Annotated in this window: 21 protein-coding genes; 10 read left to right on the top strand and 11 right to left on the bottom strand. The window is 74.4% G+C overall.

The window, feature by feature from the left end; all coding sequences use genetic code 11:
* Positions 1–108: 108 nt before the first annotated feature.
* Complete coding sequence (locus ACZ6AQ_RS18860) at positions 109–1107, top strand: serine/threonine-protein kinase (RefSeq protein ID WP_468760785.1); 999 nt, start codon at positions 109–111, stop codon at positions 1105–1107.
* On the opposite strand, the gene ACZ6AQ_RS18855 is transcribed toward ACZ6AQ_RS18860, so the two are convergent.
* Positions 1091–1900 carry an SGNH/GDSL hydrolase family protein gene (locus ACZ6AQ_RS18855; RefSeq protein WP_388693840.1) on the bottom strand — a complete coding sequence of 270 codons (810 nt, stop codon included), beginning with the start codon at positions 1898–1900 and terminating at the stop codon, positions 1091–1093. The two genes, ACZ6AQ_RS18860 and ACZ6AQ_RS18855, sit on opposite strands and share 17 nt — an antisense overlap.
* A 633-nt stretch (positions 1901–2533) precedes the next feature.
* Here ACZ6AQ_RS18855 and ACZ6AQ_RS18850 point away from each other — a divergent pair.
* The 3 genes from ACZ6AQ_RS18850 (at position 2534) to ACZ6AQ_RS18840 (ending at position 5351) form a co-directional block, all read left to right on the top strand.
* On the top strand, positions 2534–3364 hold the full coding sequence (locus ACZ6AQ_RS18850; protein ID WP_468760784.1) for a glycosyltransferase family 2 protein: 831 nt from the start codon (positions 2534–2536) through the stop codon (positions 3362–3364).
* On the top strand, positions 3361–4467 hold the full coding sequence (locus tag ACZ6AQ_RS18845) for a glycosyltransferase family 2 protein (protein WP_468760783.1): 1107 nt from the start codon (positions 3361–3363) through the stop codon (positions 4465–4467). The genes ACZ6AQ_RS18850 and ACZ6AQ_RS18845 overlap by 4 nt, the downstream gene beginning before the upstream one ends.
* A 119-nt stretch (positions 4468–4586) precedes the next feature.
* Positions 4587–5351 (top strand): polysaccharide deacetylase family protein, encoded by a 765-nt coding sequence (locus ACZ6AQ_RS18840; RefSeq protein ID WP_468760998.1) that lies wholly within the window; start codon positions 4587–4589, stop codon positions 5349–5351.
* 279 nt (positions 5352–5630) lie between these two features.
* Here ACZ6AQ_RS18840 and ACZ6AQ_RS18835 read toward each other — a convergent pair whose 3' ends face one another.
* Positions 5631–6020, bottom strand: coding sequence for a GntR family transcriptional regulator (locus ACZ6AQ_RS18835; RefSeq protein ID WP_388693847.1), 390 nt, complete (start codon positions 6018–6020; stop codon positions 5631–5633).
* 72 nt (positions 6021–6092) lie between these two features.
* Here ACZ6AQ_RS18835 and ACZ6AQ_RS18830 point away from each other — a divergent pair, with 72 nt between their 5' ends.
* Positions 6093–7016 carry a GNAT family N-acetyltransferase gene (locus ACZ6AQ_RS18830; RefSeq protein ID WP_468760782.1) on the top strand — a complete coding sequence of 308 codons (924 nt, stop codon included), beginning with the start codon at positions 6093–6095 and terminating at the stop codon, positions 7014–7016.
* Entirely contained in the window at positions 6997–7509 is a 513-nt protein-coding gene (locus ACZ6AQ_RS18825; RefSeq protein ID WP_468760781.1) for a ribonuclease FAU-1 family protein, read from the top strand. The genes ACZ6AQ_RS18830 and ACZ6AQ_RS18825 overlap by 20 nt, the downstream gene beginning before the upstream one ends.
* A gap of 40 nt (positions 7510–7549) precedes the next feature.
* On the opposite strand, the gene ACZ6AQ_RS18820 is transcribed toward ACZ6AQ_RS18825, so the two are convergent.
* The 4 genes from ACZ6AQ_RS18820 to ACZ6AQ_RS18805 all read right to left on the bottom strand — a co-directional run bounded on the left by ACZ6AQ_RS18820 (position 7550) and on the right by ACZ6AQ_RS18805 (position 11137).
* Positions 7550–8026, bottom strand: a complete 477-nt coding sequence (locus tag ACZ6AQ_RS18820) for a DUF6299 family protein (protein ID WP_468760780.1) — start codon at positions 8024–8026, stop codon at positions 7550–7552.
* Between the two features lie 130 nt (positions 8027–8156).
* Positions 8157–9647: a tripartite tricarboxylate transporter permease gene (locus ACZ6AQ_RS18815; protein WP_468760779.1), complete on the bottom strand. Its 1491-nt coding sequence runs from the start codon at positions 9645–9647 to the stop codon at positions 8157–8159.
* A 3-nt stretch (positions 9648–9650) separates the two neighbouring features.
* Positions 9651–10157 carry a tripartite tricarboxylate transporter TctB family protein gene (locus tag ACZ6AQ_RS18810; RefSeq protein WP_468760778.1) on the bottom strand — a complete coding sequence of 169 codons (507 nt, stop codon included), beginning with the start codon at positions 10155–10157 and terminating at the stop codon, positions 9651–9653.
* The gene (locus ACZ6AQ_RS18805) at positions 10154–11137 is read right to left on the bottom strand and encodes a Bug family tripartite tricarboxylate transporter substrate binding protein (protein ID WP_468760777.1); all 984 of its coding nucleotides are present in this window, start codon (positions 11135–11137) and stop codon (positions 10154–10156) included. Before ACZ6AQ_RS18805 ends, ACZ6AQ_RS18810 begins: the two co-directional genes overlap by 4 nt.
* A gap of 132 nt (positions 11138–11269) precedes the next feature.
* Between ACZ6AQ_RS18805 and ACZ6AQ_RS18800 the strand changes: the two genes are divergently transcribed.
* Positions 11270–11938, top strand: coding sequence for a response regulator (locus ACZ6AQ_RS18800; RefSeq protein ID WP_388693865.1), 669 nt, complete (start codon positions 11270–11272; stop codon positions 11936–11938).
* Between the two features lie 259 nt (positions 11939–12197).
* The gene (locus ACZ6AQ_RS18795; protein ID WP_468760776.1) at positions 12198–13178 is read left to right on the top strand and encodes a lytic polysaccharide monooxygenase; all 981 of its coding nucleotides are present in this window, start codon (positions 12198–12200) and stop codon (positions 13176–13178) included.
* Between the two features lie 60 nt (positions 13179–13238).
* Here ACZ6AQ_RS18795 and ACZ6AQ_RS18790 read toward each other — a convergent pair whose 3' ends face one another.
* Positions 13239–14612, bottom strand: a complete 1374-nt coding sequence (locus ACZ6AQ_RS18790) for a hypothetical protein (protein ID WP_468760775.1) — start codon at positions 14610–14612, stop codon at positions 13239–13241.
* Between the two features lie 228 nt (positions 14613–14840).
* The gene (locus ACZ6AQ_RS18785; protein ID WP_468760774.1) at positions 14841–15719 is read right to left on the bottom strand and encodes an esterase/lipase family protein; all 879 of its coding nucleotides are present in this window, start codon (positions 15717–15719) and stop codon (positions 14841–14843) included.
* A 300-nt stretch (positions 15720–16019) separates the two neighbouring features.
* Between ACZ6AQ_RS18785 and ACZ6AQ_RS18780 the strand changes: the two genes are divergently transcribed.
* On the top strand, positions 16020–17057 hold the full coding sequence (locus ACZ6AQ_RS18780) for a YhgE/Pip domain-containing protein (protein ID WP_468760773.1): 1038 nt from the start codon (positions 16020–16022) through the stop codon (positions 17055–17057).
* Between the two features lie 60 nt (positions 17058–17117).
* On the opposite strand, the gene ACZ6AQ_RS18775 is transcribed toward ACZ6AQ_RS18780, so the two are convergent.
* The gene (locus ACZ6AQ_RS18775; RefSeq protein ID WP_468760772.1) at positions 17118–18020 is read right to left on the bottom strand and encodes a S1 family peptidase; all 903 of its coding nucleotides are present in this window, start codon (positions 18018–18020) and stop codon (positions 17118–17120) included.
* A gap of 353 nt (positions 18021–18373) precedes the next feature.
* Positions 18374–19645: a DUF5685 family protein gene (locus ACZ6AQ_RS18770; RefSeq protein WP_468760771.1), complete on the bottom strand. Its 1272-nt coding sequence runs from the start codon at positions 19643–19645 to the stop codon at positions 18374–18376.
* A gap of 396 nt (positions 19646–20041) precedes the next feature.
* Between ACZ6AQ_RS18770 and ACZ6AQ_RS18765 the strand changes: the two genes are divergently transcribed.
* Positions 20042–20473: a cell division protein SepF gene (locus tag ACZ6AQ_RS18765; protein ID WP_388693882.1), complete on the top strand. Its 432-nt coding sequence runs from the start codon at positions 20042–20044 to the stop codon at positions 20471–20473.
* A gap of 42 nt (positions 20474–20515) precedes the next feature.
* Here ACZ6AQ_RS18765 and ACZ6AQ_RS18760 read toward each other — a convergent pair whose 3' ends face one another.
* The gene (locus ACZ6AQ_RS18760; RefSeq protein ID WP_468760770.1) at positions 20516–22228 is read right to left on the bottom strand and encodes an MFS transporter; all 1713 of its coding nucleotides are present in this window, start codon (positions 22226–22228) and stop codon (positions 20516–20518) included.
* Between the last annotated feature and the right edge of the window lie 103 nt (positions 22229–22331).

Here is a 22331-nt window from a genome sequence, read left to right as displayed (position 1 = left end):
CGTGTGATCTCCGCCACCAAGATCCACCGCCGGGCGCGTCGCCGGATCCCGCCGATGGTCCGCCGTCGCACCGGAGCGGTGACGACGCCCCTCGGCTACCGTGGGGCCATGACGGTGATCGCGGGTCGTTACCGGCTTCTGGACGTCCTGGCCGAGGGGGCGACGGGCACCGTCTGGCGCGCCCTGGACGAGACGGACGGCCACGAGGTGGCCCTGAAGGAGCCCCGGGTCCCGCCCGGCCTCCCGGCGGACGAGGTTCCCCTGCTGCACGCGCGCCGGGAGCGCGAGGCGCGCACCGCCGCCCGGATCTCCCACCCCTGCGTCGTGCGGGTCCTCGGGGTGGCCTCCGAGAACGGCCGGCCCTGGGTCGTGACGGAGCTGGTCCGCGGCCTCTCCCTCGCGGAGACCCTGGAGGCGGACGGCCCCCTGCCCCGGCGGGAGGCGGCGCGCGTCGGCGCCGAGGTCCTGGCCGGGCTGCGGGCCGCGCGGGAGGCGGGCGTCCCGCACCGGGGCGTGCGGCCGGACCACGTCCTCCTGGGGAACGACGGCCGGATCGCCGTCACCGGCTTCGTCACCGGCGCCGGCGCCGGCGCCGGACCGGACGGCGCCACGGACCCGGCGGCCGACCTGCGCTCCCTGGGGACGCTCCTGGAGGCCGCGACGGCCGACCGGTCCGGGCCGCTGGGCGCGGTGGTCGACGCGCTCCTGGGGGCGGAGGACTCCGGTCCCGCGACGGCGGACGGGATCGAGCGCGAGCTGCGCCGGATCGCCGGGAGCGGGGCGCGGGCGGTGGACCCGGCGGAGACGGGGGCGGCCGCCCCTCCTCCCGGCGCCCGGGGGGACGGGGACGGCGACGCGTGCGGGGCGGCCGGCGCCCCGGCGGAACGGGACGGCGGAACGCCCCGGCGGAGCGCGTCCCGCCGCACCCCCGTCCTGGTGGCGGGGGTCGTCGGGGCGCTGCTGATCGCGGGGGCGCTGGTCTACCACTGGGTGGAGGACGACGGGCGGGGCGCCGGACCGGGTGCGCCGGGCGGTGTCACGAGCACCGCTCCGGCCGGTTCCGGCGCCTCGGGGGCGGACGGCGGAGGGGTTACGCCGCGTCCCTGAAGGGGGGCAGGTAGCCGCCGGACTGCCCGGCGGCGGTGGGGTGGTAGGACTCGCCGATGTTCAGCCAGTTGACGCTGTGCAGCCAGGCGGAGCCGGAGCAGATCTCGTGGCCGGTGAAGGCGGGGACGACGCTCGCGAAGGTGAAGCCGTGGTCGGCGACGCGCTTGGCGATGGCCGCGTTGAGGTAGTCGGAGGCCCCGTTGATGGCCTTGCGCTCGCCCTCGCTCAGGCCGGCCACACAGCTCCCGCCGAGCTGGTAGAAGCGCGGGTAGCCGAGGACGACCACCCGGGCGTTGGGGGCCTTGGCCGCGATGGCGTTGTACACGGAGTCGAGCTTGCCGGGCAGGGTCGAGTCGACGTACGCCTTGGCCTGATTCACTCGGTTCACGCAGGTGGTTTCGGACTGGAGCACACAGGTCGTCATGACGTCGGCGAAACCGGCGTCATTTCCCCCGATCGTGAGGGAGACCAGGTCGGTGGCGGTCGAGAGGGGTCCGAGCTGATTCGCGGTCACATCACCCGTTCGGGCGCCCGAGCAGGCGGTGAAGGCGAACGAGGCGGGGGCGTTCGCGTTCTTCCAGAGGACGGGGTACGCCTTCGTGGACCGCTTGCAGTCGCCGCTGGCGCTGTCGTAGCTGCCGGCGCCGACACCGGAGGAGTACGAGTCCCCCAGCGCCACGTAGTCGACGGCCGCGGCGGTTCCGGCGGCCTGTGCGGCGCCCGCCCCGGTGAGGGCGAGGACGGCACCGAGCAGGAGCGAGGACGAGAGGGCGGTGAATCGGGTCAGTCTCATGGGACCTCCTGTAGCAGGGTCTCTGCGCTACCAGGTAGTAGCAGCGGAATCGCCCGGCCGGAAGTGTTCATGTCAAAAGCGGGGATGAAGGATTGCCGAAATCCTCTGGAGAGCGACCAGTTCCGGCCATGTTGGGAACCGGAGGCTCCGCTCCCGCTCGGCGGCCGGAGGGAGGGCGGACCGCCCGGCCGTCGGCCCCCGGAAGAGCGCCCCCGCCCCACCCTTCTCACCGCGTCATCGAATTGACCGAATCAGACCGAAAACTCGGTCGTTCCGAGCGCCGATTCTTCGTCAAAGCACGGAAACACGGGTCGGGATGGGGGGTCTTGCCATACAGTCCCCTGCATCAATACCGTCGTACATCTCACCCGATCCGATCCGTCGCGCAAACAGCTCTGGGGAGGGCTCCCGCGTCGCGACGGTTCCGGTCGGGGCGCGGCAAAGGGGGGTGCCGTGTCCGGCGTCAGCACGTGCGCCGGGACACGGGTGCCGCGCGGCCGGTCATGCCAACTCGTCGATCCCGCAAGGAGATCGTTTCCACGCGGGCGGGCGGGAACCCCCCTTTCGCACCGGACACACCACCGGGCCGCCCAAGGGATGGGCGGCCCACCGGACGAGAGGGAAACCAGACGCATGAGCTCGTTCCTGCGCCCGGCCGCCACGGGCCAAGAAATGACCGAGCCGAGTCGAATAGCCGCTCAGTACCGGGCCATCACCTCGCACCTGGCGATCACGCCGCCGGTGAGTGTGGTCATTCCCGCGATGAACGAAGCGGAAAACCTTCCGTACGTCTTCAAGACGCTGCCGGAATGGATACACGAAGTCGTCCTGGTCGACGGAAACTCCACCGACAACACGGTCGACGTCGCCCGTGAGCACTGGCCCGACGTCAAGGTCGTCAGACAGGTCGGCAAGGGCAAGGGGGACGCGCTGATCAGCGGGTTCGCCGCCTGCACCGGCGACATCATCGTCATGGTCGACGCGGACGGCTCGGCCGACGGCCAGGAGATCGTCTCCTACGTCTCCGCCCTCGTCGGCGGCGCCGACTTCGCCAAGGGCTCCCGTTTCGCCAACGGCGGCGGCACGGACGACATGACGGTCGTCCGCAGACTCGGCAACCGGGTGCTCTGCGCGCTCGTCAACCGCAAGTTCGGGGCCCGGTACACCGATCTCTGCTACGGCTACAACGCCTTCTGGCGCCACTGCCTCGACAAGATCACCCTCGACTGCACCGGGTTCGAGATCGAGACCCTGATCAACATCCGGGTCGTCAAGGCGGGACTCAGGGTGCAGGAGGTGCCGAGCCACGAATACCTGCGCATCCACGGCGTCAGCAACCTCAACGCCGTGCGCGACGGCATCCGGGTCCTCAAGGTCATCCTCAAGGAGAAGGCCGTGAGCCGGTCGGCCCGCCGCCGGCCCGCCGCCTTCTCCGTCAACGTCCCCCGGGGGGAGACCCTTTGAGCGACCGCACGTCCCCGCACGGCTTCTCGGTGGTCATCTGCGCCTACACGGAGGACCGGTGGGAGGACATCCTCGCCGCCGTCGACTCCGTGCGGGGCCAGTCGCTGCCGCCCCTGGAGACCCTGCTCGTGGTCGACCACAACGAGCGCCTGCGGTCACGGCTCGCCGAGGAGTACGCGGACGCACGGCCCGGGGAGGAGGTGCGGGTGCTCGCCAACACGGGCCCCCGCGGCCTCTCCGCCGGGCGCAACACCGGAATCGCCGCCTCGCGCGGCGCGTTCGTGGCCTTCCTGGACGACGACGCCGTCGCCGAGCGGGACTGGCTCCGCCACTTCGCCGCCGCCTACGACGACCCGCGCGTCATGGCCGTCGGCGGCCGGACCCTGCCCGTCTGGGCGTCCGGCCGGCGCCCCGGCTGGTTCCCCGAGGAGTTCGACTGGGTCGTCGGCTGCACGTACCGGGGCCTGCCCCCGGGCCGCGTCCCCGTACGGAACGTGCTCGGCGGCAACGCCTCCTTCCGCCGCACCGCCTTCGACGCGGCGGGCGGTTTCGCCCTCGGCATCGGCCGGGACGGCGACCGGCGCCCCCTGGGCGGCGAGGAGACCGAGCTGTGCATCCGGCTCTCCGAGGCGCTGCCCGGGGCGGTCCTGCTCATGGACGACCGGGCGGTCATCCACCACAAGGTTCCCGCAGCCCGCGAGCGCTTCGCCTACTTTCGGACCCGGGTGTACGCCGAGGGGCTCTCCAAGGCGCTCGTCGCGCGGAGCGTCGGCGCGCAGAAGGGCCTGGAGTCCGAACGGCGCTACACCACCCGCGTGCTGCCCGCCGGCGTCCTGCGCGGCGCGGGCGACGCGCTGCGCGGCCGTCCCGGCGGCGCGGGCCGCGCCGGAGCCATCGTCACCGGGGTGGCGCTCGCGGCCTGCGGTTACGCGCTCGGCCGGCTCCGCGCCCGCCACTCCGGCACCACCTTCTCCTGGGGACCGGTCGAACGGACCGGGGAACGGACCGGGGAACGGACCGGAGCGCGGCCCGGGGAACAGGCCGGCGAACGGACCGGGGACGGAACCGTCGTGAACGGGGCCGCCGAGGGAGCGGTCGGATGACGGGGACGACGCCCGGCGCGTCCGCGCCACCCGGCGCGCCCAGGACATCCGGCACGTCCGCGGCACCCACGGCCCCCGGCGCGCCCACGCCGGCCCGGAGCGCCCCCGTGCCGATCCTCATGTACCACGCCGTCGCCCGGGACCCGGCCCCCGCCGCCCTCGGGCTCTCCGTCACGCCCGAGGCGTTCGCCGCCCAGATGGCGGTGGTCGCCGAGCGGGGGTTCACCCCGCTGACCACCGCCGGGCTCGCCGCCGCCTGGCGGGACGGGGCACCCCTGCCCGCCCGGCCCCTGCTGATCACCTTCGACGACGGCTACGAGGGCGTGCACCGGCACGCGCTGCCCGTGCTCGCCGGGCACTCCTTCGTGAGCACCGTCTTCGTGTCCACCGGCTGGCTGCGCGGCCGGCACCACGCGGGCGGCGCGCCCGACACCATGCTCGACTGGGCGCAGGTGCGCGAACTGGCCGGGGCCGGCACGGAGATAGGCGGTCACAGCCACAGCCATCCGCAGCTCGACCAGCTCGGCGCGGAACGGCTCCGGTTCGAGACGCTGCGCTGCCGGGAGATCGTCGGCGAGGAGCTGGGGACCGCTCCCGTCTCCTTCGCCTATCCGTACGGGTACTCCAGCCGCCGGGTCCGCCGGGCGGTCCGGGAGGCCGGGTTCGCCCAGGCCCTCGCCGTCGGCAACGCGCTCGCCCGCCGCCGCCAGGGGCCGTACGCCCTGGAGCGGGTTACCGTCCGCCGGTCCACCGGCACCGGGGAGTTCGTCCGCCTGATCGAGGGCCGGGCGATCGCGCGGAACTTCGCGGCGGACCGAGCCATGACGAAGGGGTACGCGCTCGCCCGGCGCGTCCGGGGCGCGGTGCGGGGCCACTGGATCTGACGTGCCGCGCACCGCGTTTCGGCCGGTGCGCGGCGCCCCCGGTCGCCGGCTCCCGCTGGAACCGGGGCGGGGACGTCACCGTGACGGCCACGGACGCGGAGCCGGCGGCGCGGGTCCCCGGCGAGACCGCGGGAGGGCGTGCCGCGCGGGGGCGCGACGCCGGCGGAGCCGTTCGCTCCGCGTCGCGGCACGCCCCCGGCGGACCTTCCCGAACCCCGGACGGCGGGGGCGGGCCCGTACCTGTGGCGCTTCCGGGAGGCCCGGCCCGGCCGGTCCCGGTCAGCCGGGCAGGTCCTGACTGTCGTACGCCGCCCGCAGGGCCTCGCTCATCGCCGCCTCGGCGGCCTCGCGGCTGAGGCCGAGGCGGCGGACCTCCTCCGCGTACCGGGCGGCCGCGCCGGCGGCCCGGCGGCTCGCCGCGTCCCCGGCGGCGGCGACGAAGGTCCCGTGACGCCCGCGCGTCTCGATCACCCCGTCCGCCTCCAGCGCCTTGTACGCCTTGGCGACCGTGTTCGCTGCGAGTCCCAGCTGCTCCGCGAGCCCCCGTACGGTCGGCAGTTTGCTGCCGACCGGCAGTCCGCCCGACCGGGCCCGCTCCGAGATCTGGGCGCGCAGTTGTTCGTAGGGAGCGGTGGTGGATTCGTGGTCCACGACGATGGTGAGTGTCACCCGCCGATTCTGCCTCCACGCCGCCGGAAAAGGGGAGGCGGCGGCGGGCCCTCCCCCGTAACGTGCGCTCGCATGACCGTGATCGTCCGTGACGTGCGGGACCGGGACGCCGAGGGCTGGACCCGGGTCCGCCGTGCCGCGCTCCCCTTCATGCTCGCGACCGCCGAACAGTTCACCTTCGAGCAGACGTACGCCCACCCCGACAGTCACGCGCGTCCCCTCGTCGCCGTGACCGGGGACGACCGGGTCGTCGGCACCGCCCAGCTGCGGATCGCCCACGACTCCCCGGAACCGGGCATCGGCTCCGTCAACGTGTACGTGGACCCCGCGCACCAGGGACACGGCGCCGGGACGCTGCTGCTGCGCGCCGCCGAGGAGCACCTCGCCGAGCACGGCGCGCACACCTTCTACAGCTGGGTCCTGGACGCGCCGGAGCACCGCGCCTGGGCCGGGCGGCGGGGGTACTCCCCCAGCCGCTCCGCCCACTTCCTCCGGCTCGACCTGACGGGGGCCGTGCTGCCGCCGCTCCAGGCTCCGCCCGCCGGTGTCACGCTGCTCACGGCCGAGGACTTCGCGGCCGATCCCCGGCCGCTGTTCGAGCTGGACGCGGTGACGACCGCGGACGAGCCGGGCGACGTGACGGTCGCGATGGACGACTACGCCCACTGGCTGGAGACGACCTGGGCGCATCCCCTCCTCGACCGGTCGCTGACGACGGTGGCGGTGGTGGACGGGGTGCCCGCCGCGTTCACCGCCGGGCAGACGGACGGCCTGGGCCGGTACGGCACCGGGATGACGGGCACGGCGCCGGCCTTCCGGGGCCGGGGGCTCGCCAAGCTGGTGAAGAACGCGTCCCTGCACCGGGCGCGGGCGGCGGGCTGCACCGAGGCGCTCACGGGGAACGACGCCGGGAACGGCCCGATGCTGGCGATCAACCGGTGGTTCGGCTACGAGATCGCGGCGACGGAGGTGCGGCATGTCCGGAAGGCCGGTTGAGGTCACCCTGACGAAGGCGGGCCGGACGAAGATCCGCTACCCGGCCGAGGTGCTCGCCGAGGGGGCGGGCCGGCTCTCGGTGCGCGCGCCGTGGGCGGCCGAGGGGGTGCGGGACTTCGGCTTCGTGCGGTTCGAGCCGGGGGACGTCTTCGTGGAGCACTACTGGGACGACCGCTGGTTCACGGTCAAGGAGGTGTGGTCCGCCGACGGCCTCCTCAAGGGCTGGTACTGCGACGTCACCCGGCCCGCGGTGATCGGCGGTTCCGGGGTGGTGGTCGAGGACCTGGACCTGGACCTGTGGGTGTCGGCGGACGGCAGCGAGGTGCTGCGGCTGGACGAGGACGAGTTCGCGGCGAGCGGCCTCGCCGCCACCGATCCGGAGGCGGCGGCCCGGGCCGTGGCCGCCCTCGACGAGCTGGAGGCGCTCGGCCGGGACGGACTGGCGGAGCTGGCCGGTCCGCCGGGGACGGGCCCGGGCGCGTCCGGAGGGTAGTACCCGCCCCGAGGGGCGTTCCGGACGCGCCCGGGGTGCGTCAGCGCAGCTCGACGTCCGTCTTCTCCACGACGAGGAAGCGGGGCAGCGGCAGTCCCGTCCCGCTGAGCTGGAGCAGGGTGGCGTCCACCCGGGCGGCGCCGGGACGGTAGGCGGGGTCCTTCACGACGGAGCGGTTGGTCCAGGTGTGGAGGTGCCCGTCGCAGACGGCCCGGGTGCCGCCGATCCCGGTGGACCGGTCGCCCTGGACGAGGGTGGAGGCGACGAACACGGGGCCCGCGCTGTCGTCCAGGCACCGGTAGGTGCCGGAGAGGGTGACGGTGCTGTCGGCCGCGACGGTTCCGTACGCGTCGACGAAGAGGGCGTTGGTGAAGTGGCCGTCCGCGACGAGGCTCAGGTCGTCGGTGAGGCGGCCGGAGTCGGCGACCGCCTGGCCGTCGTCCCCTTCCGCGTGGGCGAGAGGGGCGACGGCGGCGGTGAGCAGGGCGGCTGCGGCAAGTACGAGCCGGACGCGCATGAGGGTGTTCCCTTCGGGTGTGGGGGATGGTACTGCCCGCCAGGGATACCCGGATCCGGCCGTCGGACGGCCGGGATTAACCCCTTCGGGGGCGGGCCGGACCGGGCGCCGACCCCTCCCCCGGCCCCCTTCACGCCCGGGCGCGCCGGGTCGCCGCCCTCCTCAGGAGCGGCCAGGCGAGCAGGACCGCGACGACCGCGTACACGGTGATCGAGAACGGCGTGTTCACCAGGCCGACCGGGGAACCGTCGCTGATCTGGAGGGCGCGGCGCAGTTGCTGCTCGGCGGCCGGGCCGAGGATGACGCCGATGACGGCGGGCAGCACCGGCAGGCCGTAGCGGCGCATCCCGAGGCCGATCAGGCCGATGACGAGCAGGACGATCAGGTCGAACGCCTCGCCGCCCACCGCGTACGCGCCGACGGCGGCGAAGAAGAGGATGCCGGCGTAGAGGTACGGGCGCGGGATGCGCAGCAGCTTGGCCCAGACCGGGGCGAGGGGCAGGTTGAGCGCGAGCAGCAGCACCATGCCGACGAAGAGCGAGGCGATCAGGCCCCACACCAGCTCCGGCTCCCGCTCGAAGAGCAGCGGGCCGGGCTGGATGCCGTACTGCTGGAACGCGGCCAGCATCACGGCGGCGACGGCGGTCGTGGGCAGCCCCAGGGTGAGCATGGAGACGAGCGTGCCGGCCGCGGAGGCCGAGGCCGCCGCCTCGGGCCCGGCGACGCCCTCGACGGCGCCCTTGCCGAACTGCTCCTTGTGCTTCGAGAGCCGCTTCTCCGTGACGTACGAGAGGAAGGTCGGGATCTCGGCGCCGCCGGCCGGGATCGCCCCGAAGGGGAAGCCGATGAGCGGGCCGCGCAGCCAGGGCTTCCAGGTGCGCCGCAGGTCCTCCCGGCCCAGCCAGGGACGGCCGACCGGGATGGCCTCCCCCGCCGTGCGGCGCAGGTGCGCGGCGACCCACAGGGCCTCGCCGATCGCGAAGAGGCCGACCGCGACGATGACGACGTCCACGCCGTCGGCGAGCTGGAGCGAGCCGAAGGTGAGGCGCTGCTGCCCGGTCATCGGGTCCAGGCCGACCAGGCCGATCGTGAGGCCGATGAGCAGGGAGGCGAGGCCCCGGACGCGGGAGGAGCCGAGGACGGAGGTCACCGCGATGAAGGCGAGGACCATGAGGGCGAGGTAGTCGGCGGCGCCGATGCCGACGGCCAGGGCGGCCACGGTCGGCGCGAGGAGGACGAGCAGGATCGTGCCGATCATGCCGCCGGCGAAATGGCCGACGGCGGCGGCGGCGAGCGCCTGCGCGCCCCGCCCGGCCTTGGCCATGGGGTTGCCCTCGATGGCCGCGACGACGGCCGCGCTCTCGCCGGGGGTGTTGAGCAGGATGGAGGTGGTGGAGCCGCCGAACATGGCGCCGTAGTAGATGCCGGCGAACATGATGAAGGCGCCGGTCGGTTCGAGCCCGTAGGTCACCGGGAGCAGCAGGGCGACGGCCATGGCGGGGCCGATGCCGGGCAGGACGCCGATGGCGGTGCCGAGGAGCACGCCGAGGGCGGCCCAGAGCAGGTTGACCGGGGTGAGGGCGGTCCCGAAGCCGTCGATCAGGGAGTTCAGGGAATCCACGGGTCAGATCACTCCCATCAGGGGGCCGCCGGGCAGCGGGACGCCGAGCAGCCGGTCGAAGACGACGTAGGTGAGGAGCGACAGGGCCGCCGCGATCAGGGGGTCGCGGCGGAGGTGGCGGCTGCCGAGGACGTGGGCCGCGCCCCAGAAGAGGAGGGCGCCGGCGACGGGGAAGCCGACGGGGCCGATGAGGACGGCGAAGGCGAGGAAGACGCCGGTGAGGAGCAGGACGGTGCGCCGGTCGGCGGGTTCCGTCAGATCGACGTCCTCGCCCGCCTCGGCCTCGCCCCGGCCGCCGCGCAGGACGTCGACGGTGAGGAGGACGGAGACGACGAGGAGGCCGCAGCCGACGACGAGGGGGACGGTGGCGGGGCCGACCGGGCCGCGGCCGCCGGCGGTGTCGCCGAGGGTGAGGGCGTCGGCCAGGACGAGGACGCCGAGGAGGAACAGCAGGGCTCCGACGCCGAGTTCGGAACGCCCGCGCAGCCAGGAGGGAACGGTCGGTCTCACAGGCCCAGCTCCTTGAGTACGGAGGCGACGCGCCGGTTCTGCTCGGTGAGGAAGGCGCCGAAGCGCTCGCCGGGGAGGAAGGCGTCGTCCCAGCCGTGGGTCTTCAGCGACGCGCGCCACTGCGGGGAGGAGTGCAGTTCGGTCACGAGGGTGACGAGCCGGTCGCGCTCGGCGTCGGAGAGGCCGGGCGGGGCGACGATGCCGCGCCAGTTGGTGAACTCGGTGTCGAGACCGGCCTCGCGGAGGGTGGGGGCGTCGAGGCCGGGGACCCGCTTCGGGCCGGTGACCGCGAGCAGGCGCAGCTCGCCGGCCTTGATCTGGTCGAGGTACTCGCCGACGCCGGAGACGCCGAAGGCGACCTTGTTCCCGAGGATGGAGGCGAGGAGTTCGCCGCCCCCGTCGAAGGGGACGTAGTTGACGTCCGAGGGGGCGATCCCCGCGGCCTGCGCCATCAGCATCGGGGCGAGGTGGTCGGGGCCGCCGGGCGAGGAGCCGCCGCCGACGGGCAGCTTGCCCGGGGCCTTCTTCCAGGCCGCGAGCAGGTCCTGGACGGTCTTGTACGGGGAGTCCTTGCCGACCACGACGATGTCCTGCTCCTCGGTGAGCCGGGCGATCGGGGTGGTGTCGGCGAGGGTCCTGACGGTCTTGTTGGTGTGGACGGCGCCGACGACGCCGAGCCCCATGGACATGGCGAGGCGGCCGTTGCCGCGTTCGCCGACGAGCCGGGTGAGGCCGACGGTGCCGCCCGCGCCGGGCAGGTTGAAGACCTCGACGTCGCCGGTGAGGCCGGCCTCCTCGGCGTTCTTGGCGACGGTGCGGGCGGTGATGTCGTAACCGCCGCCGGGGGTGTTGGGGACCATGAGGCGCAGGCCGGGGATCCGGGTGCCGGTGTCGGCGCCGCTGCCCGGACTGAGCAGGGGCGGTCCCACCAGCACGAGCAGCGCCGCCCCGAGGAGGGCGAAGGGGGTGCGCAACCGCACGTGTGCCGCCTCTCAGAAGGTAGGGGAAGGGGGTGAGGTGGCCCACATGTTGCCCGCGCGTTAAGAAGCTGTCTCTCTTCCGCAACCAACGGACGTTGTGGTCGTTGTGGTCGGGACCTAGCGTGGGTCGGCGTGACGAAAGTGCTGGTCGTGGACGACGACTTCATGGTCGCCAAGCTGCACTGCCGCTATGTGTCGGCGGTGGCGGGCTTCACGGTGGCCGGGGTCGCGCACAGCGGCGCCGAGGCGCTGCGCGCCGCCGAACGGCTCCGGCCCGACCTGGTGCTGCTCGACGTGTTCCTGCCCGACATGGACGGCATCCGGGTGCTGCGGGAGCTGCGGGCGGCCGGGCACGGCACGGACGCGCTCTTCATCACGGCGGCGCGGGACGCGGGGACGATCCGTTCGGCGCTGCGGGCCGGGGCGCTGCACTACCTGATCAAGCCGTTCAGCCAGGCCGCGCTGCACGAACAGCTCCGCCACGCCGCCTCGTTGCGCGACCGCCTGGACGGGCTGGACGAGGCGCGGCAGGAGGACGTCGACCAGATCTTCGGCACCCGCCCGCGCGGCTCCCGCGGACTTCCGAAGGGCCTCGCCGCCCACACGGCCGACCTGGTCGACTCGGTCCTCCGCGCCCACCCGGAGGGCCTCTCGGCGACGGAGTGCGCCGAGGCGGGTGCCCTGTCCCGGGTCAGCGCCCGCCGCTACCTGGAGTACTTCGCGGAGACGGGCCGCGCGGAGGTCACCCTCCGCTACGGCGGCACGGGTCGCCCGGAACGGCGCTACCGGCGCCTGGACTGAGGGGGTCGGCTCGCGGGGGCCGCCCCGGGCGGCGGGGACGGCGCGCGGGTCGGCGGGGCGTCCCCCGGGGCGTTCCCGGGTGCCCGGCCGCTGTTCCGGGGGGGTTCCTCAGGCGTCGCTTAGTGGCTCCTTAAAACGGCCCTAAGAAACGGCCCTCCCCTCTCTCCGGGGGTTTTTCGGCGGTTGCGGGCCGCTAGCTTGCTGATCGACCCGCTCGCCGGTCGCCCCCACGCCCCCCTCGTGAAGGAGCTGTCCCCCCATGACCTCTCGCCGTTCGGCCGCGGCCGTCACCGCCGGCACCGTGCTGGTCCTGTCCGGCCTCACCGCCGGACCCGCGTTCGCGCACGGGTCGATGACGGACCCGGTGAGCCGGGTCTCGACCTGCTACGCGGAAGGGCCCGAGAACCCGCGGTCGGCGGCCTGCAGGGCGGCGGTGGCGGCGAGCGGGAAGCAGGCGTTCTACGACTGGAACGCGGTGAACATCGCGAACGCGGCCGGGCAGCACCGCAAGCTCATCCCGGACGGCAAGCTGTGCAGCGCGGGCAACACCACGTACCGGGGCCTCGACCTGGCGCGGGCCGACTGGCCGGCGAGCACCATGAGTTCCGGGTCGCACACCTTCCACTACAAGGGGACGGCCCCGCACAAGGGCTCGTTCGAGCTGTACGTGACGAAGGACGGCTACGACCCGTCGAAGCCGCTGAAGTGGTCGGACCTGGAGGCGAAGCCGTTCGTCTCCGTGACCGACCCGAAGATGCAGAACGGCGACTACGTCTTCCAGGGGACGGTCCCGAAGAAGTCCGGCCGCCACCTGATCTACTCGATCTGGCAGCGGTCCGACTCCCCCGAGGCGTTCTACACCTGCTCGGACGTCGTGTTCGGGAAGGACAACGGCTCCTCGGCGCCGAGTGCCACCGCGCCCACCGACCAGCAGATCGAGAGCGGCGCGGGCCGGTCCTCGGTCCAGCACGGCGGGCACGGCGGGCACGGCGCCGGGGCGAAGGGTGCCGAGGGGACCGGCACCCGGAAGACGGGCGCCGAGGGGACGGCGGCCCCCGCGCCGGCCTCCTCGGCGCCCTCGCACCGGACCGCGCCCGACACGCGCGCGCACGCCGCCGGCACGGAACTGGCCGAGACCGGCGGCGACTCCACCACCCCGTACCTCGCGGTCGGCGGCGGCGCCGTGCTCGCGATCGGCGCGGCCGTCCTCTTCGGGACCGCCCGGCGCCGCCGGGCGTAGGGAGTGCCGGGCCCGGTTCCCGCCGGGCCCGCGCCGTCCGGGCGAACGAGTGCCGGTGCGTCAGGCGCCGCCCGCCGTGCCGGCCGCCCTCGTACGGCGCATCAGCGCCGAGCCGGCCAGGAAGACGATGGCCACGGCGCTCAGCAGCGCCGCCGCCTTGGCCCAGGCGAAGGCGGCGCCGAGACTGCCGCTCAGCAGATCGACCGCGCGGGCGCTCGCGACCCCGTGGAGCGCGATGACGGCGCCGGAGAGACCGGCGGCGGCGGCCCAGACGGCCAGGGTGTCCCGGGCCGCGAGCCACACCGCGCACACCAGGCAGAGCACGGTGACGACCACGGACAGCGTCTGTACGTCGCCGCCCGCGCGCAGGGCCGCGAGGTCCGTCGGCAGGTGGACGAGGCCGCAGGCGAACAGCGCGGCCGCGGCGGGCCAGCGCAGTACCGACCGCAGCGCGGGCGAGACGGTGTGGCTGCCGGGTCCCGCGGCCAGCGCGCCGTCCAGGCGCGACTTCTCCCGCCGGGCACCCCGGCCGCGCTTCGGTGCGTCGCCGGCCGGGGCGGGGCTTCCGCCGGGGCGCGCGTGGTCCTCGGGACCGGCTCCGGGCTCCCGCTCCGGGGCGGTCCCGGCGGTGGGCCGCCAGTCGCTGCTGTCGGCGCCGAGGATGCCGACGAGCTGGACCACGTCCTCGATCGGCCGGCCCACCGCCGCGGCGCGCAGCGTGGTCTCGGCCTGGCGGAGGTCGTACCCCGACGCGTTGAGGAGGGCGAGCAGTTCCCGCACCTCGCCCAGGGGGCGGGTGACGGCGGCCGCGCGGAGCGCCACGTCGGCGGGGCTGGACAGTTCACCGGTGGCCTGCAGCCGGGCCACCAGCGCGGCGACCTCGTCGACCGGGCGCTCGGTCGCCGCCGTCCACAGGAGCGTGTGGACCGCCTCGTCCCCGGTCTCGTCCCGGGCGGCCCCGGCCGGGGCCGTCCCGGCCCGGACGGTCCCGTCCCGCGCGGAGTCCTCCCGCGCGGTCCCGTCCTGGACGGTCTCGTTCCGAACGCTCCCGTCCCGCCCGGAGTCCTCCCCGGCGGCGTCCTCCGGGGCGGCCGGGGCCTCCCCGGCCGTCGTCTCCGGGGCCCCGTGGACCGTCGCTCCCCCCGGGGCCTCCGCCGTCGCCGGTGGGTCCGGTGCTCCCGGAACCGGCGGCGCCTCCGGTCCGGCCGCCCGCTCGTACCGCTCCTCCCCGTCCGGAACGGCGCCGGGGTGCGCGGGGGCGGACGGGAGGACGGTCACGGCCGGGACGGCGGGCGGCAGGGCCGGCCGTTCGGGGAAGGAGGGCGCGCCGGGCGCCGGGGAGACAGCCGACCGCCGGGCCGTTCCCGGGGCGTTCTGCGCGGTCGGTCCTATGTCGTCGTCCGCCGGACGGATGTGGGGGGCGTCGGTGGTCATGTCGCATGCTCCATTCGTGGACGTCCCGGAGGTGTCCACCGTGGCTGTCTCGTGAAGTGCGAGAAACGCACACTTGACCACGATTAGCGCGTATCCCGTGGCACTGCGCCATCGGGGGACGGCCTCCTTGGTCCGACGGGGCGAAAACGCCCGGCCCCGGCCGCCGGGAGATCCGCGCGACGCGGCCGGGACCCCGGAGGGGCCCGGCCGCGCACGGGACCGCTCCCGTCAGCCGGCCGAGGAGAGGCAGGTGGTCGGGGTCGCGCGGGCCGGGTCGAGGGCGTTGGCCACCTCGTGGAAGGCGATCCGGTCCACCGTGCCGACGGCCACGTGCTCGGACAGGTCGAGCGCGCACTTGTCCTGGATGAGGACGTTGGTGACGTTCGGGCCGCTCAGGAACTGCGTGCGGTACGGGGTGACGACCTCGTCGTACTTGGTCGCGATGACGTGGTAGCGGACCCCCGGCACGGTGTCGCCGCCCTCGTTGAGCGCGGTCATGAAGGGCGATCCGGCGATCTGGTCGGCGAGGGCCGGGGTCGCGGAACCGATCAGGTCCTCGGCCCCGGGGAAGTACGGCAGGAGCCGGGTGAGTCCGAGCAGGGTGGTGCCGTGGTTGTCGGGGGCGATGCCGACGAGCGCGTTCACCTTCCCGGCCCCGCCGAGGAACTTGAGGTACCAGCGCGGCATCATGCCGCCCTGCGAGTGTCCGACGAGGTCGGCCTCGGGGGCCCCGGTGGCGGCGAGGACCCGGTCGACGTAGGAGGCGAGCTGCCCGGCGGAGGCGGCGATGGGGCCGAGCCCGTGGAAGAGGGGCACGTTCGGCAGCTGCCCGTAGTCGAGCGAGAAGACGCAGTACCCCCGGTCGACGAGGTACGGCGCGAGGCCCAGCCAGTTGTCGACGGAGTTGCCGAAGGTGCCGTGGACGAGGACGACGGGACGCGGGTGCGCGGCGGAGGGCTTGCAGGAGAAGTCGTTCCAGCCGCGGCCGGCCGCGGCGGTCTCGGCCCCGGTCGGGGCGGCGGAGGCGGAGGCGGTGGGGGCGAGCGTGGCGGCGGCGGTCAGCAGCAGGACGGACAGCGCTCTGACGGCGTGCTTCCAGGGCAGCATCGGGCGATCTCCTTGCGGCTCAAGGGGAGAGGTGGGGTGTGACGCCCTGCGGCCCGGACCACGGGTGGGGATGCGCTCCAGCCAAGCTACGCACGGGTAGCCTCCGCTGGGAAGTTACGGGTCGGCAAAAACTGATGCGCCGTCATGGTCGTCCGGTGTAGGGGCGCCGGGCGCGGCGCGGTCACCGGTCCGCGCCCCGGTCGCCCGGCCCCGGGCACCCCCGCCCCGGACCGTGCTCCCGGTCAGCCATTCGGACGCCGCCCGCCTGCGGAAGGACCTCCCGGGCCGGAGCGTGGGGACATGAGTTTCGTCGATGAACTGAAAAGCGCCGTCACCCCCCGGGCCGCCCTGCTCGTCGTGGGCGTCTTCGCCCTCCAGCTCCTGTTCATCGCCTCGTACGTCGGGGCCCTGCACCACCCGCGGCCGAAGGACGTGTCCTTCGGCGTGGTCGCGCCCCCGCAGGTCTCCGCCTCCCTCGTGGGGAAGCTGGAGGGGCTTCCCGGCGGGCCGCTCGACCCGGAAACGGTCACCGACGCGGCCGAGGCCCGGAAGCGGATCATGAACCGGGACCTCTACGGCGCCCTCGTCGTCGATCCCCGGGGCCGCACCGACACCCTGCTCGTCGCCTCCGGCAACGGCACCGCGCTCTCCACCGTCCTCCGGTCCGTGATCACCACGGTGGAGGAGACCCAGCAGCGGACGGTGCGGACCGTCGACGTGGCCCCGGCCTCCCCGCGGGACTTCAACGGGCTCTCGTCCTTCTACCTGGTCATCGGCTGGTGCGTCGGCGGTTACATCTGCGCCGCCATCCTGGCGATCAGCGCGGGCTCCCGGCCCGAGAACCCGGCGCGCGCGGTCATCCGCCTCGGCGCTCTGGCGGTCTACTCGGTCCTCGGCGGCCTCGGCGGCGCGATCGTCGTCGGCCCGGTCCTGGGCGCCCTGCCCGGCAGTGTCGCCGGCCTGTGGGGCCTGGGGGCCCTGGTCGTCTTCGCGGTGGGCGCCGTCACCCTCGCCCTCCAGTCGGTCTTCGGGATCGTCGGCATCGGCCTGGCGATCCTGCTGATCGTGGTCGCGGGCAACCCCAGCGCCGGCGGCGCCTTCCCGTTTCCGATGCTGCCCCCGTTCTGGAAGGCGATCGGCCCGGTCCTGCCGCCGGGCGCGGGCACCTGGGCGGCGCGCTCCATCGCGTACTTCAGGGGCAACCACATGACCGCCTCGATGCTGGTCCTCTCGGCCTGGGCGGTCGTCGGCACGGTGGTCACCCTGGTGGTGTCCGCCCTGAAGCGCTCCCCGGGAGCCGGGACGGCCGCCCGTGAGGGCGGCCCGGTCCGCTCCTGACGCGCCGGAGCCCCTCCGCGAACGGGTTCGCGGAGGGGCTCCGGTGTGTCGCGGGGGCCGTCAGAACACGTTCACCCCGTACGCGCTCAGCGCCTCCGTCACGGGCTGGAAGAAGGTCGTCCCGCCCGAGGAGCAGTTGCCGCTGCCGCCCGAGGTGAGGCCGATGGCCCGGCTGCCCGAGTAGAGCGGGCCGCCGGAGTCGCCGGGCTCGGCGCAGACGTTGGTGCGGATCAGGCCGGAGACGATGTCGCCGCCGCCGTAGTTCACGGTGGCGTTGAGAGCCGTCACGCTGCCGCTGTGGATGCCGGTGGTGGAGCCGCGCCGGGTGACCGACAGGCCGACCGTGGCGTTGCCGGCGCTCGTGATGTCCACGCTGCCGACCGTTCCGGACTTGGTGACGGAGCCGTTGGTGTAGCGGACCAGTCCGTAGTCGTTGCCGGGGAAGCTGGACCCGGCGGTGGTGCCGAGGACGGTCGTCTTGGAGGAGTTGGAGTACCAGGTCCCGGCACCGTCCGTGCAGTGGCCGGCCGTCAGGAAGTAGTAGTTGCCCGCGCCGTCGCGGACGTTGAAGCCCAGCGAGCAGCGCCAGCCGGCGTCGGCGTAGATCGGGTCGCCGCCGGATATCAGCTTGCTGAAGCGGCCCGGGGTCCGCTCGACGCGGAGGGCGGCCGCGTTGGCTCCGGCCCGCTGCTTGATCCTGGCGATCCCGGCTTCGGAGACGGTGGAGTCGGCGGTGACGACGACCTTGCCGGTGGCGGTGTCGACGTGCCAGGCGGTGCCGGCCACGTCGGCGGCGCGGACCGCGTCGCTCGTCGCCGCGAGGGCGGCGGCGCCGAAGGTGCCCGTCCGCTGCGTGGAGTCGGCGTTCGCGGTGGGGACGGCGAGCGCCGCGGCGGCGGCGAGACCGGCGGTGACGGCGAGCGTCCGGATCGTTCTCGTGGGGGTGGTGCGCATGGTCCTCACTTCTCGTTCCTCCCGAGGGGAATCGGGGACCCGCCGTGGGGTGCCGGGCCCGTGAGGCGCGGCCCGGAGGCCGGCGCTGTGGGGGAGTCTCGGCCTTGACGAGTTCACGCCGCAAGGGCGCCTTTCAGCCGTGTGAGCCCCAACACACCTTGCGTCAGAGGGGGTTGACGGTCCCGGAACGGCGCATGCTCCACCCCCGGTCCCGGGTCGTCCCGCCCGCGCGGCGCGCCTCCGCTCCGGTACGGAAGCCCCGTGGGGACCGCCCGCCGGGAACGGCCGGAATTCGCCCCTCCGGATGATCGGACGACGGACGCCCCCCGGCGGGCGGGCCGGGGGCGCGGACCCGCCGGGCGTCAGCAGTCGCAACCGCAGTCGCAACCGCAGCAGCCGTCCCCCTCGCAGCAGGAGGAACAGTTGCCGCAGCAGTCGCAGCAATCGCAGCAGTTGCCGGGATCGCACTGACCGCAGAGACCTTCGCGCCGCTGCCGGCTCCAGGGGTCCTCGTACGTCCCGCAGCACATCTGGCAGGTGCAGGCGAGCCCGACCCAGAGGGCGCATCCGGCGATCAGCCCGCGCCGGTCCGGCGGTCCGGGCGGGAACGGTCCGCCGGGTCCGCCCGGACCGCCGGGGCCCGGTGCGTAGGGGCCGCCAGGACCGCCGGGGCCACCGGGACCGGGGGCGTACGGGTTGCCGGGGACCGGCCCGTGGGCCGCGTACGGGTTCCCCGGCACCGGTCCCCGGCCGGCGGCCGGGTCCCCGTGCGAGCAGACCGTCGTGCCGAAGGCGCGGTCCACCGAGGTGCGCAGCTCGTGGGCGAGCAGGACGTGGACCAGCCTGCCGTCGGCGAACCGGGCGTCCTTCAGGGCGAGGCGTATGCCGTGCAGGGCGTCGTCGGCGAGCCGGCGGGCCTCCGCGCGGGAGGTGCCGGTCGCGGTGAGTGGGTTCCAGGCGCCGCTCGCCGCGTCGGCCTCCTGGTCCTCCACGGCGTCGAGGAGGTGGGCGAGGCGGCCGAAGAGACGGCCGGCCTCGGCGAGCGGTTCGGCGTTCTCGGGGCGGCCCGCGAGGACGGCGGTGTGCGCGAAGGCGGCGGCGGTCGCGGTCTCGGTGGGCTCGGTGACGGCGAGCAGCGGGGTGCCGGGACCGGCGAGCGCCTCGATGCCGGTCTGGCGGTCGACCGCGTCGACGAGGACGGCGGTGTCGAAGCCGAGGGCGCGGCCGGTCCTGGCCCCGGCGCGGTCCCAGGAGCGGGCGACCCGGCGGGCCGCGGCGGCGACGGGCCGGCGCGCCAGCAGGCCGTCCCGGTCGGCGACGTGGTCCCGCACCTTCGCCGAGGCGAGGACGAGCGAGACGGCGGCGGCGAGCCTGGCGCCCTCGCCGCGGGCCACCGGCGCGGTCCGCATGCCGCGCAGCGGGCAGGGCCCGGCGGTGCGCCTCCCGTCCGTCACGGTTCCGGTCTGCGCCTCCGTCAGGACCGAGACGATGAGGCCGTCGTAGTTGGTGACGATCCGGGCGAACTGGCCGTGGTCCGCGCGGAGCGCCAGGCAGAGGCCGCAGAGGTGGGCCGTCCACTCGGTCCTGAGGCCCTCGGTGAGCCGGTGCGTGCAGGGTCTGACGATTCCGAACAAGGACTCCCCCGTGAGTCGTGGGCCTGGGCGCCGCGAAGGGCCGCACGGGGCCCGCGCGCCGGGCCGCACGGAAGCCCGTGCGGACAGGTCGCGCGAGGGACCGTGCGAAGGACCGTCGAACGGCCTCGCGGCATCGTAACGAGCGGACTCGTTCGCCCGTACGCGCCCATCGTCACCCTTCCGGCACGACTTTCATATTTTCATCTACATGGCCCCTCGCCAGGTCACCTATACCGCATGATTTCTGACGAAACGCCAGGAAACGCTCCTCACGTTCTGCACCAGTACCGTCACGAATCCTCTGCGCGCCGACTATCCACTTGGCGCGCGATCCGCATCATGGACGACGATGGGGACATGCGGAACCACAAGTGACCGCGCTGAAAGGAGGCGTCGATGGGATCGGTGCGCAAGGCAAGTGCCTGGCTGGGACTCGTCGAGGACAACGACGAGCGTTACTACGACGACGAGTACGCCGACGGTGCCGAGAGCCGCGACGCCTGGGTCACGGACCCCCGGGTCAGGGTGGCCACGGACACGGCCGAGGAGCGGGGACGGCGGATCGCCACCGTCTCCCCCGACGGCTTCCGGGACGCCCGGGGCATCGGCGAGCTGTTCCGGGAAGGGGTCCCGGTGATCGTGAACCTGACCGCGATGGAGCCGAACGACGCCAAGCGGGTCGTCGACTTCGCCGCCGGCCTCGCCTTCGGCCTGCGCGGCTCGATCGAGCGCGTGGCCACCCGGGTCTTCCTGCTGACCCCCGCGGACACCCGGATCGTCAGCGACACGGGCCGGCGCGGTCAGGACGGCTTCTTCAACCAGAGCTGAGCCGTCCGGCCGGTCCGGCCGGACACCTCCCGGCGGACCGGGTCAGTGCGTCGGCCTCCCCGAGCCGGCGTGCTCGGCCGCCTCCCGGGTCGCGGGCACCCGCGGCTCGGCCCCCGCTCCCCCGGCGGGTCCGTCCAGGACGGGCGGCGCGTTCCCGGCGCCCGTGCCCTTCCGCTCCTCCCGGCCCTCCCGGTCCATGGGATCCTCCGGGTCCACCGGCGCCTCCATGACGCGGGGCAGCCGCCTGGCCATCACCGCGCCGGCGAGCAGCAGCGCCGCGCTCACGCAGAGCGTCACGTGCAGCCCGTTCACGAAGGAGTGCCGGGCCGCCTGGTGCAGGGCGCTTCCGGCGGCCCCGCCGAGCTGGTCCGCGACCTTGTACGCCTCGCCGAGCGAGTTCGCGGCGTCCCGGCTCGCCTCTTCGGGCACCCCGGGAATGCCGCTGAGGCCGGGGGCGTACGCCGCGTTCATCACACTGCCGAGCAGGGCGATGCCCATGCCCGCGCCGAGCTGGTACGAGGTCTCGCCGATCGCCGCCGCGCCGCCCGCGCTCCCCGGCGGCGCCTCGCTGAGCATCGACTCGTATGCCGAGAAGAGCGTGGTCTGCAGGCCGAAGCCGAGCAGCACGAAGCCGGTCGTGAGCAGCAGGGGCCGGTCGTGCTCCCCCATGAGGACGAGCAGCAGCACGGCCCCGGCCGTGAGCACGAAGCCCCAGCCGACCATCCGGCGCGGCCCGATCCTGCGCAGCGTGTACGAGCCGGTGGCGCCGGCCGCCATGGCGGCGAAGGTCAGCGGGAGGAGCCGGAGACCGGTCTCCAGGGGGCTCAGGCCAAGCACGAGCTGGAGGTACTGGACGGCGATGAGTTCCAGGCCGACCAGGGCCAGCATGGCGAGGACGATGCAGCCGACCGAGGTGGTGAAGGCGGCGCGGGAGAAGAGCCCCGTGTCGATCAGCGGGTGCGGGCGCCGCTTCTGCCGCCGCACGAAGAGGACGAGGAGCGTGGCACCGAGCAGCAGCGGGCCGGCGGCCGGCAGGACGGCCGGCGGATCGCCGGCGCCCGCGTGCTTGACGCCGAGGACGCAGCCGAGGACGCCGGCCGCGGCCATGAGCGCGCCGACGACGTCCCAGGGTCCGTCGCCGTCGCCCCGGGATTCGGGGAGCAGGCGGCGGCCGAGCGGCAGGATCAGGGCCATCAGCGGGATGTTGATGAGGAAGACGGAGCCCCACCAGTAGTTCTCGACGAGGAAGCCGCCGAGGACCGGGCCGGTGGCCGCCCCTATCGCGGCGACCGCGGTCCAGACGCCAATGGCGGTGGCGCGCTCCCGCCGGTCGGGGAAGACCGTCCGGAGGATGGAGAGCGTGGCGGGCATGATCATGGCGCCGCCGACGCCGAGCAGCGCGCGGGCCGCGACGAGGACCCAGGACTCGGTGGCGAGGGCGGCCAGCGCGGAGGCGGCCCCGAAGAGCGCGTAGCCGAGGAGGAGCACCCTGCGCCGCCCCACCCGGTCCCCGAGGGTCCCGAAGAGGATCAGCAGCGAGGCACAGACCAGGGGGTAGGCGTCGACGATCCAGAGCAGCGCGGTGGAGCTGGGGCGCAGGTCCTCGGTGAGCGAGGGGACGGCGACGTGGAGGATGGTCGCGTCCAGGGCGACCAGGAGGAGGCTGACGCACAGGACGACGAGGACGAGCCAGCGGTTGGCGTCACCGCCCGCGGCGGCACGCGGTCGTGCTGGGGCCGTGTCCGTCCGCGGCATCTCGCAACCTCCCACAGTGAAGCTCTCGCGCTCGGCGGGCCCCGACCAGGGCGTACGCCTCCGGGGCGGCCCGGCATCGACGGGCGAGTGAGCCGCCAGCGTA

It is taken from the genome of Streptomyces sp. NPDC041191, from assembly GCF_055591945.1.
This window is presented reverse-complemented; position numbering and strand designations above follow the sequence as displayed.

Bases quoted from the DNA above. Each gene is read 5' to 3' on its own strand.
- ACZ6AQ_RS18860 (WP_468760785.1), top strand. From the start codon at position 109: ATGACGGTGATCGCGGGTCGTTACCGGCTTCTGGACGTCCTGGCCGAG.
- ACZ6AQ_RS18855 (WP_388693840.1), bottom strand. From the start codon at position 1,900: ATGAGACTGACCCGATTCACCGCCCTCTCGTCCTCGCTCCTGCTCGGT.
- ACZ6AQ_RS18850 (WP_468760784.1), top strand. From the start codon at position 2,534: ATGAGCTCGTTCCTGCGCCCGGCCGCCACGGGCCAAGAAATGACCGAG.
- ACZ6AQ_RS18840 (WP_468760998.1), top strand. From the start codon at position 4,587: ATGTACCACGCCGTCGCCCGGGACCCGGCCCCCGCCGCCCTCGGGCTC.
- ACZ6AQ_RS18830 (WP_468760782.1), top strand. From the start codon at position 6,093: ATGACCGTGATCGTCCGTGACGTGCGGGACCGGGACGCCGAGGGCTGG.
- ACZ6AQ_RS18825 (WP_468760781.1), top strand. From the start codon at position 6,997: ATGTCCGGAAGGCCGGTTGAGGTCACCCTGACGAAGGCGGGCCGGACG.
- ACZ6AQ_RS18820 (WP_468760780.1), bottom strand. From the start codon at position 8,026: ATGCGCGTCCGGCTCGTACTTGCCGCAGCCGCCCTGCTCACCGCCGCC.
- ACZ6AQ_RS18795 (WP_468760776.1), top strand. From the start codon at position 12,198: ATGACCTCTCGCCGTTCGGCCGCGGCCGTCACCGCCGGCACCGTGCTG.
- ACZ6AQ_RS18790 (WP_468760775.1), bottom strand. From the start codon at position 14,612: ATGACCACCGACGCCCCCCACATCCGTCCGGCGGACGACGACATAGGA.
- ACZ6AQ_RS18785 (WP_468760774.1), bottom strand. From the start codon at position 15,719: ATGCTGCCCTGGAAGCACGCCGTCAGAGCGCTGTCCGTCCTGCTGCTG.
- ACZ6AQ_RS18780 (WP_468760773.1), top strand. From the start codon at position 16,020: ATGAGTTTCGTCGATGAACTGAAAAGCGCCGTCACCCCCCGGGCCGCC.
- ACZ6AQ_RS18765 (WP_388693882.1), top strand. From the start codon at position 20,042: ATGGGATCGGTGCGCAAGGCAAGTGCCTGGCTGGGACTCGTCGAGGAC.
- ACZ6AQ_RS18760 (WP_468760770.1), bottom strand. From the start codon at position 22,228: ATGCCGCGGACGGACACGGCCCCAGCACGACCGCGTGCCGCCGCGGGC.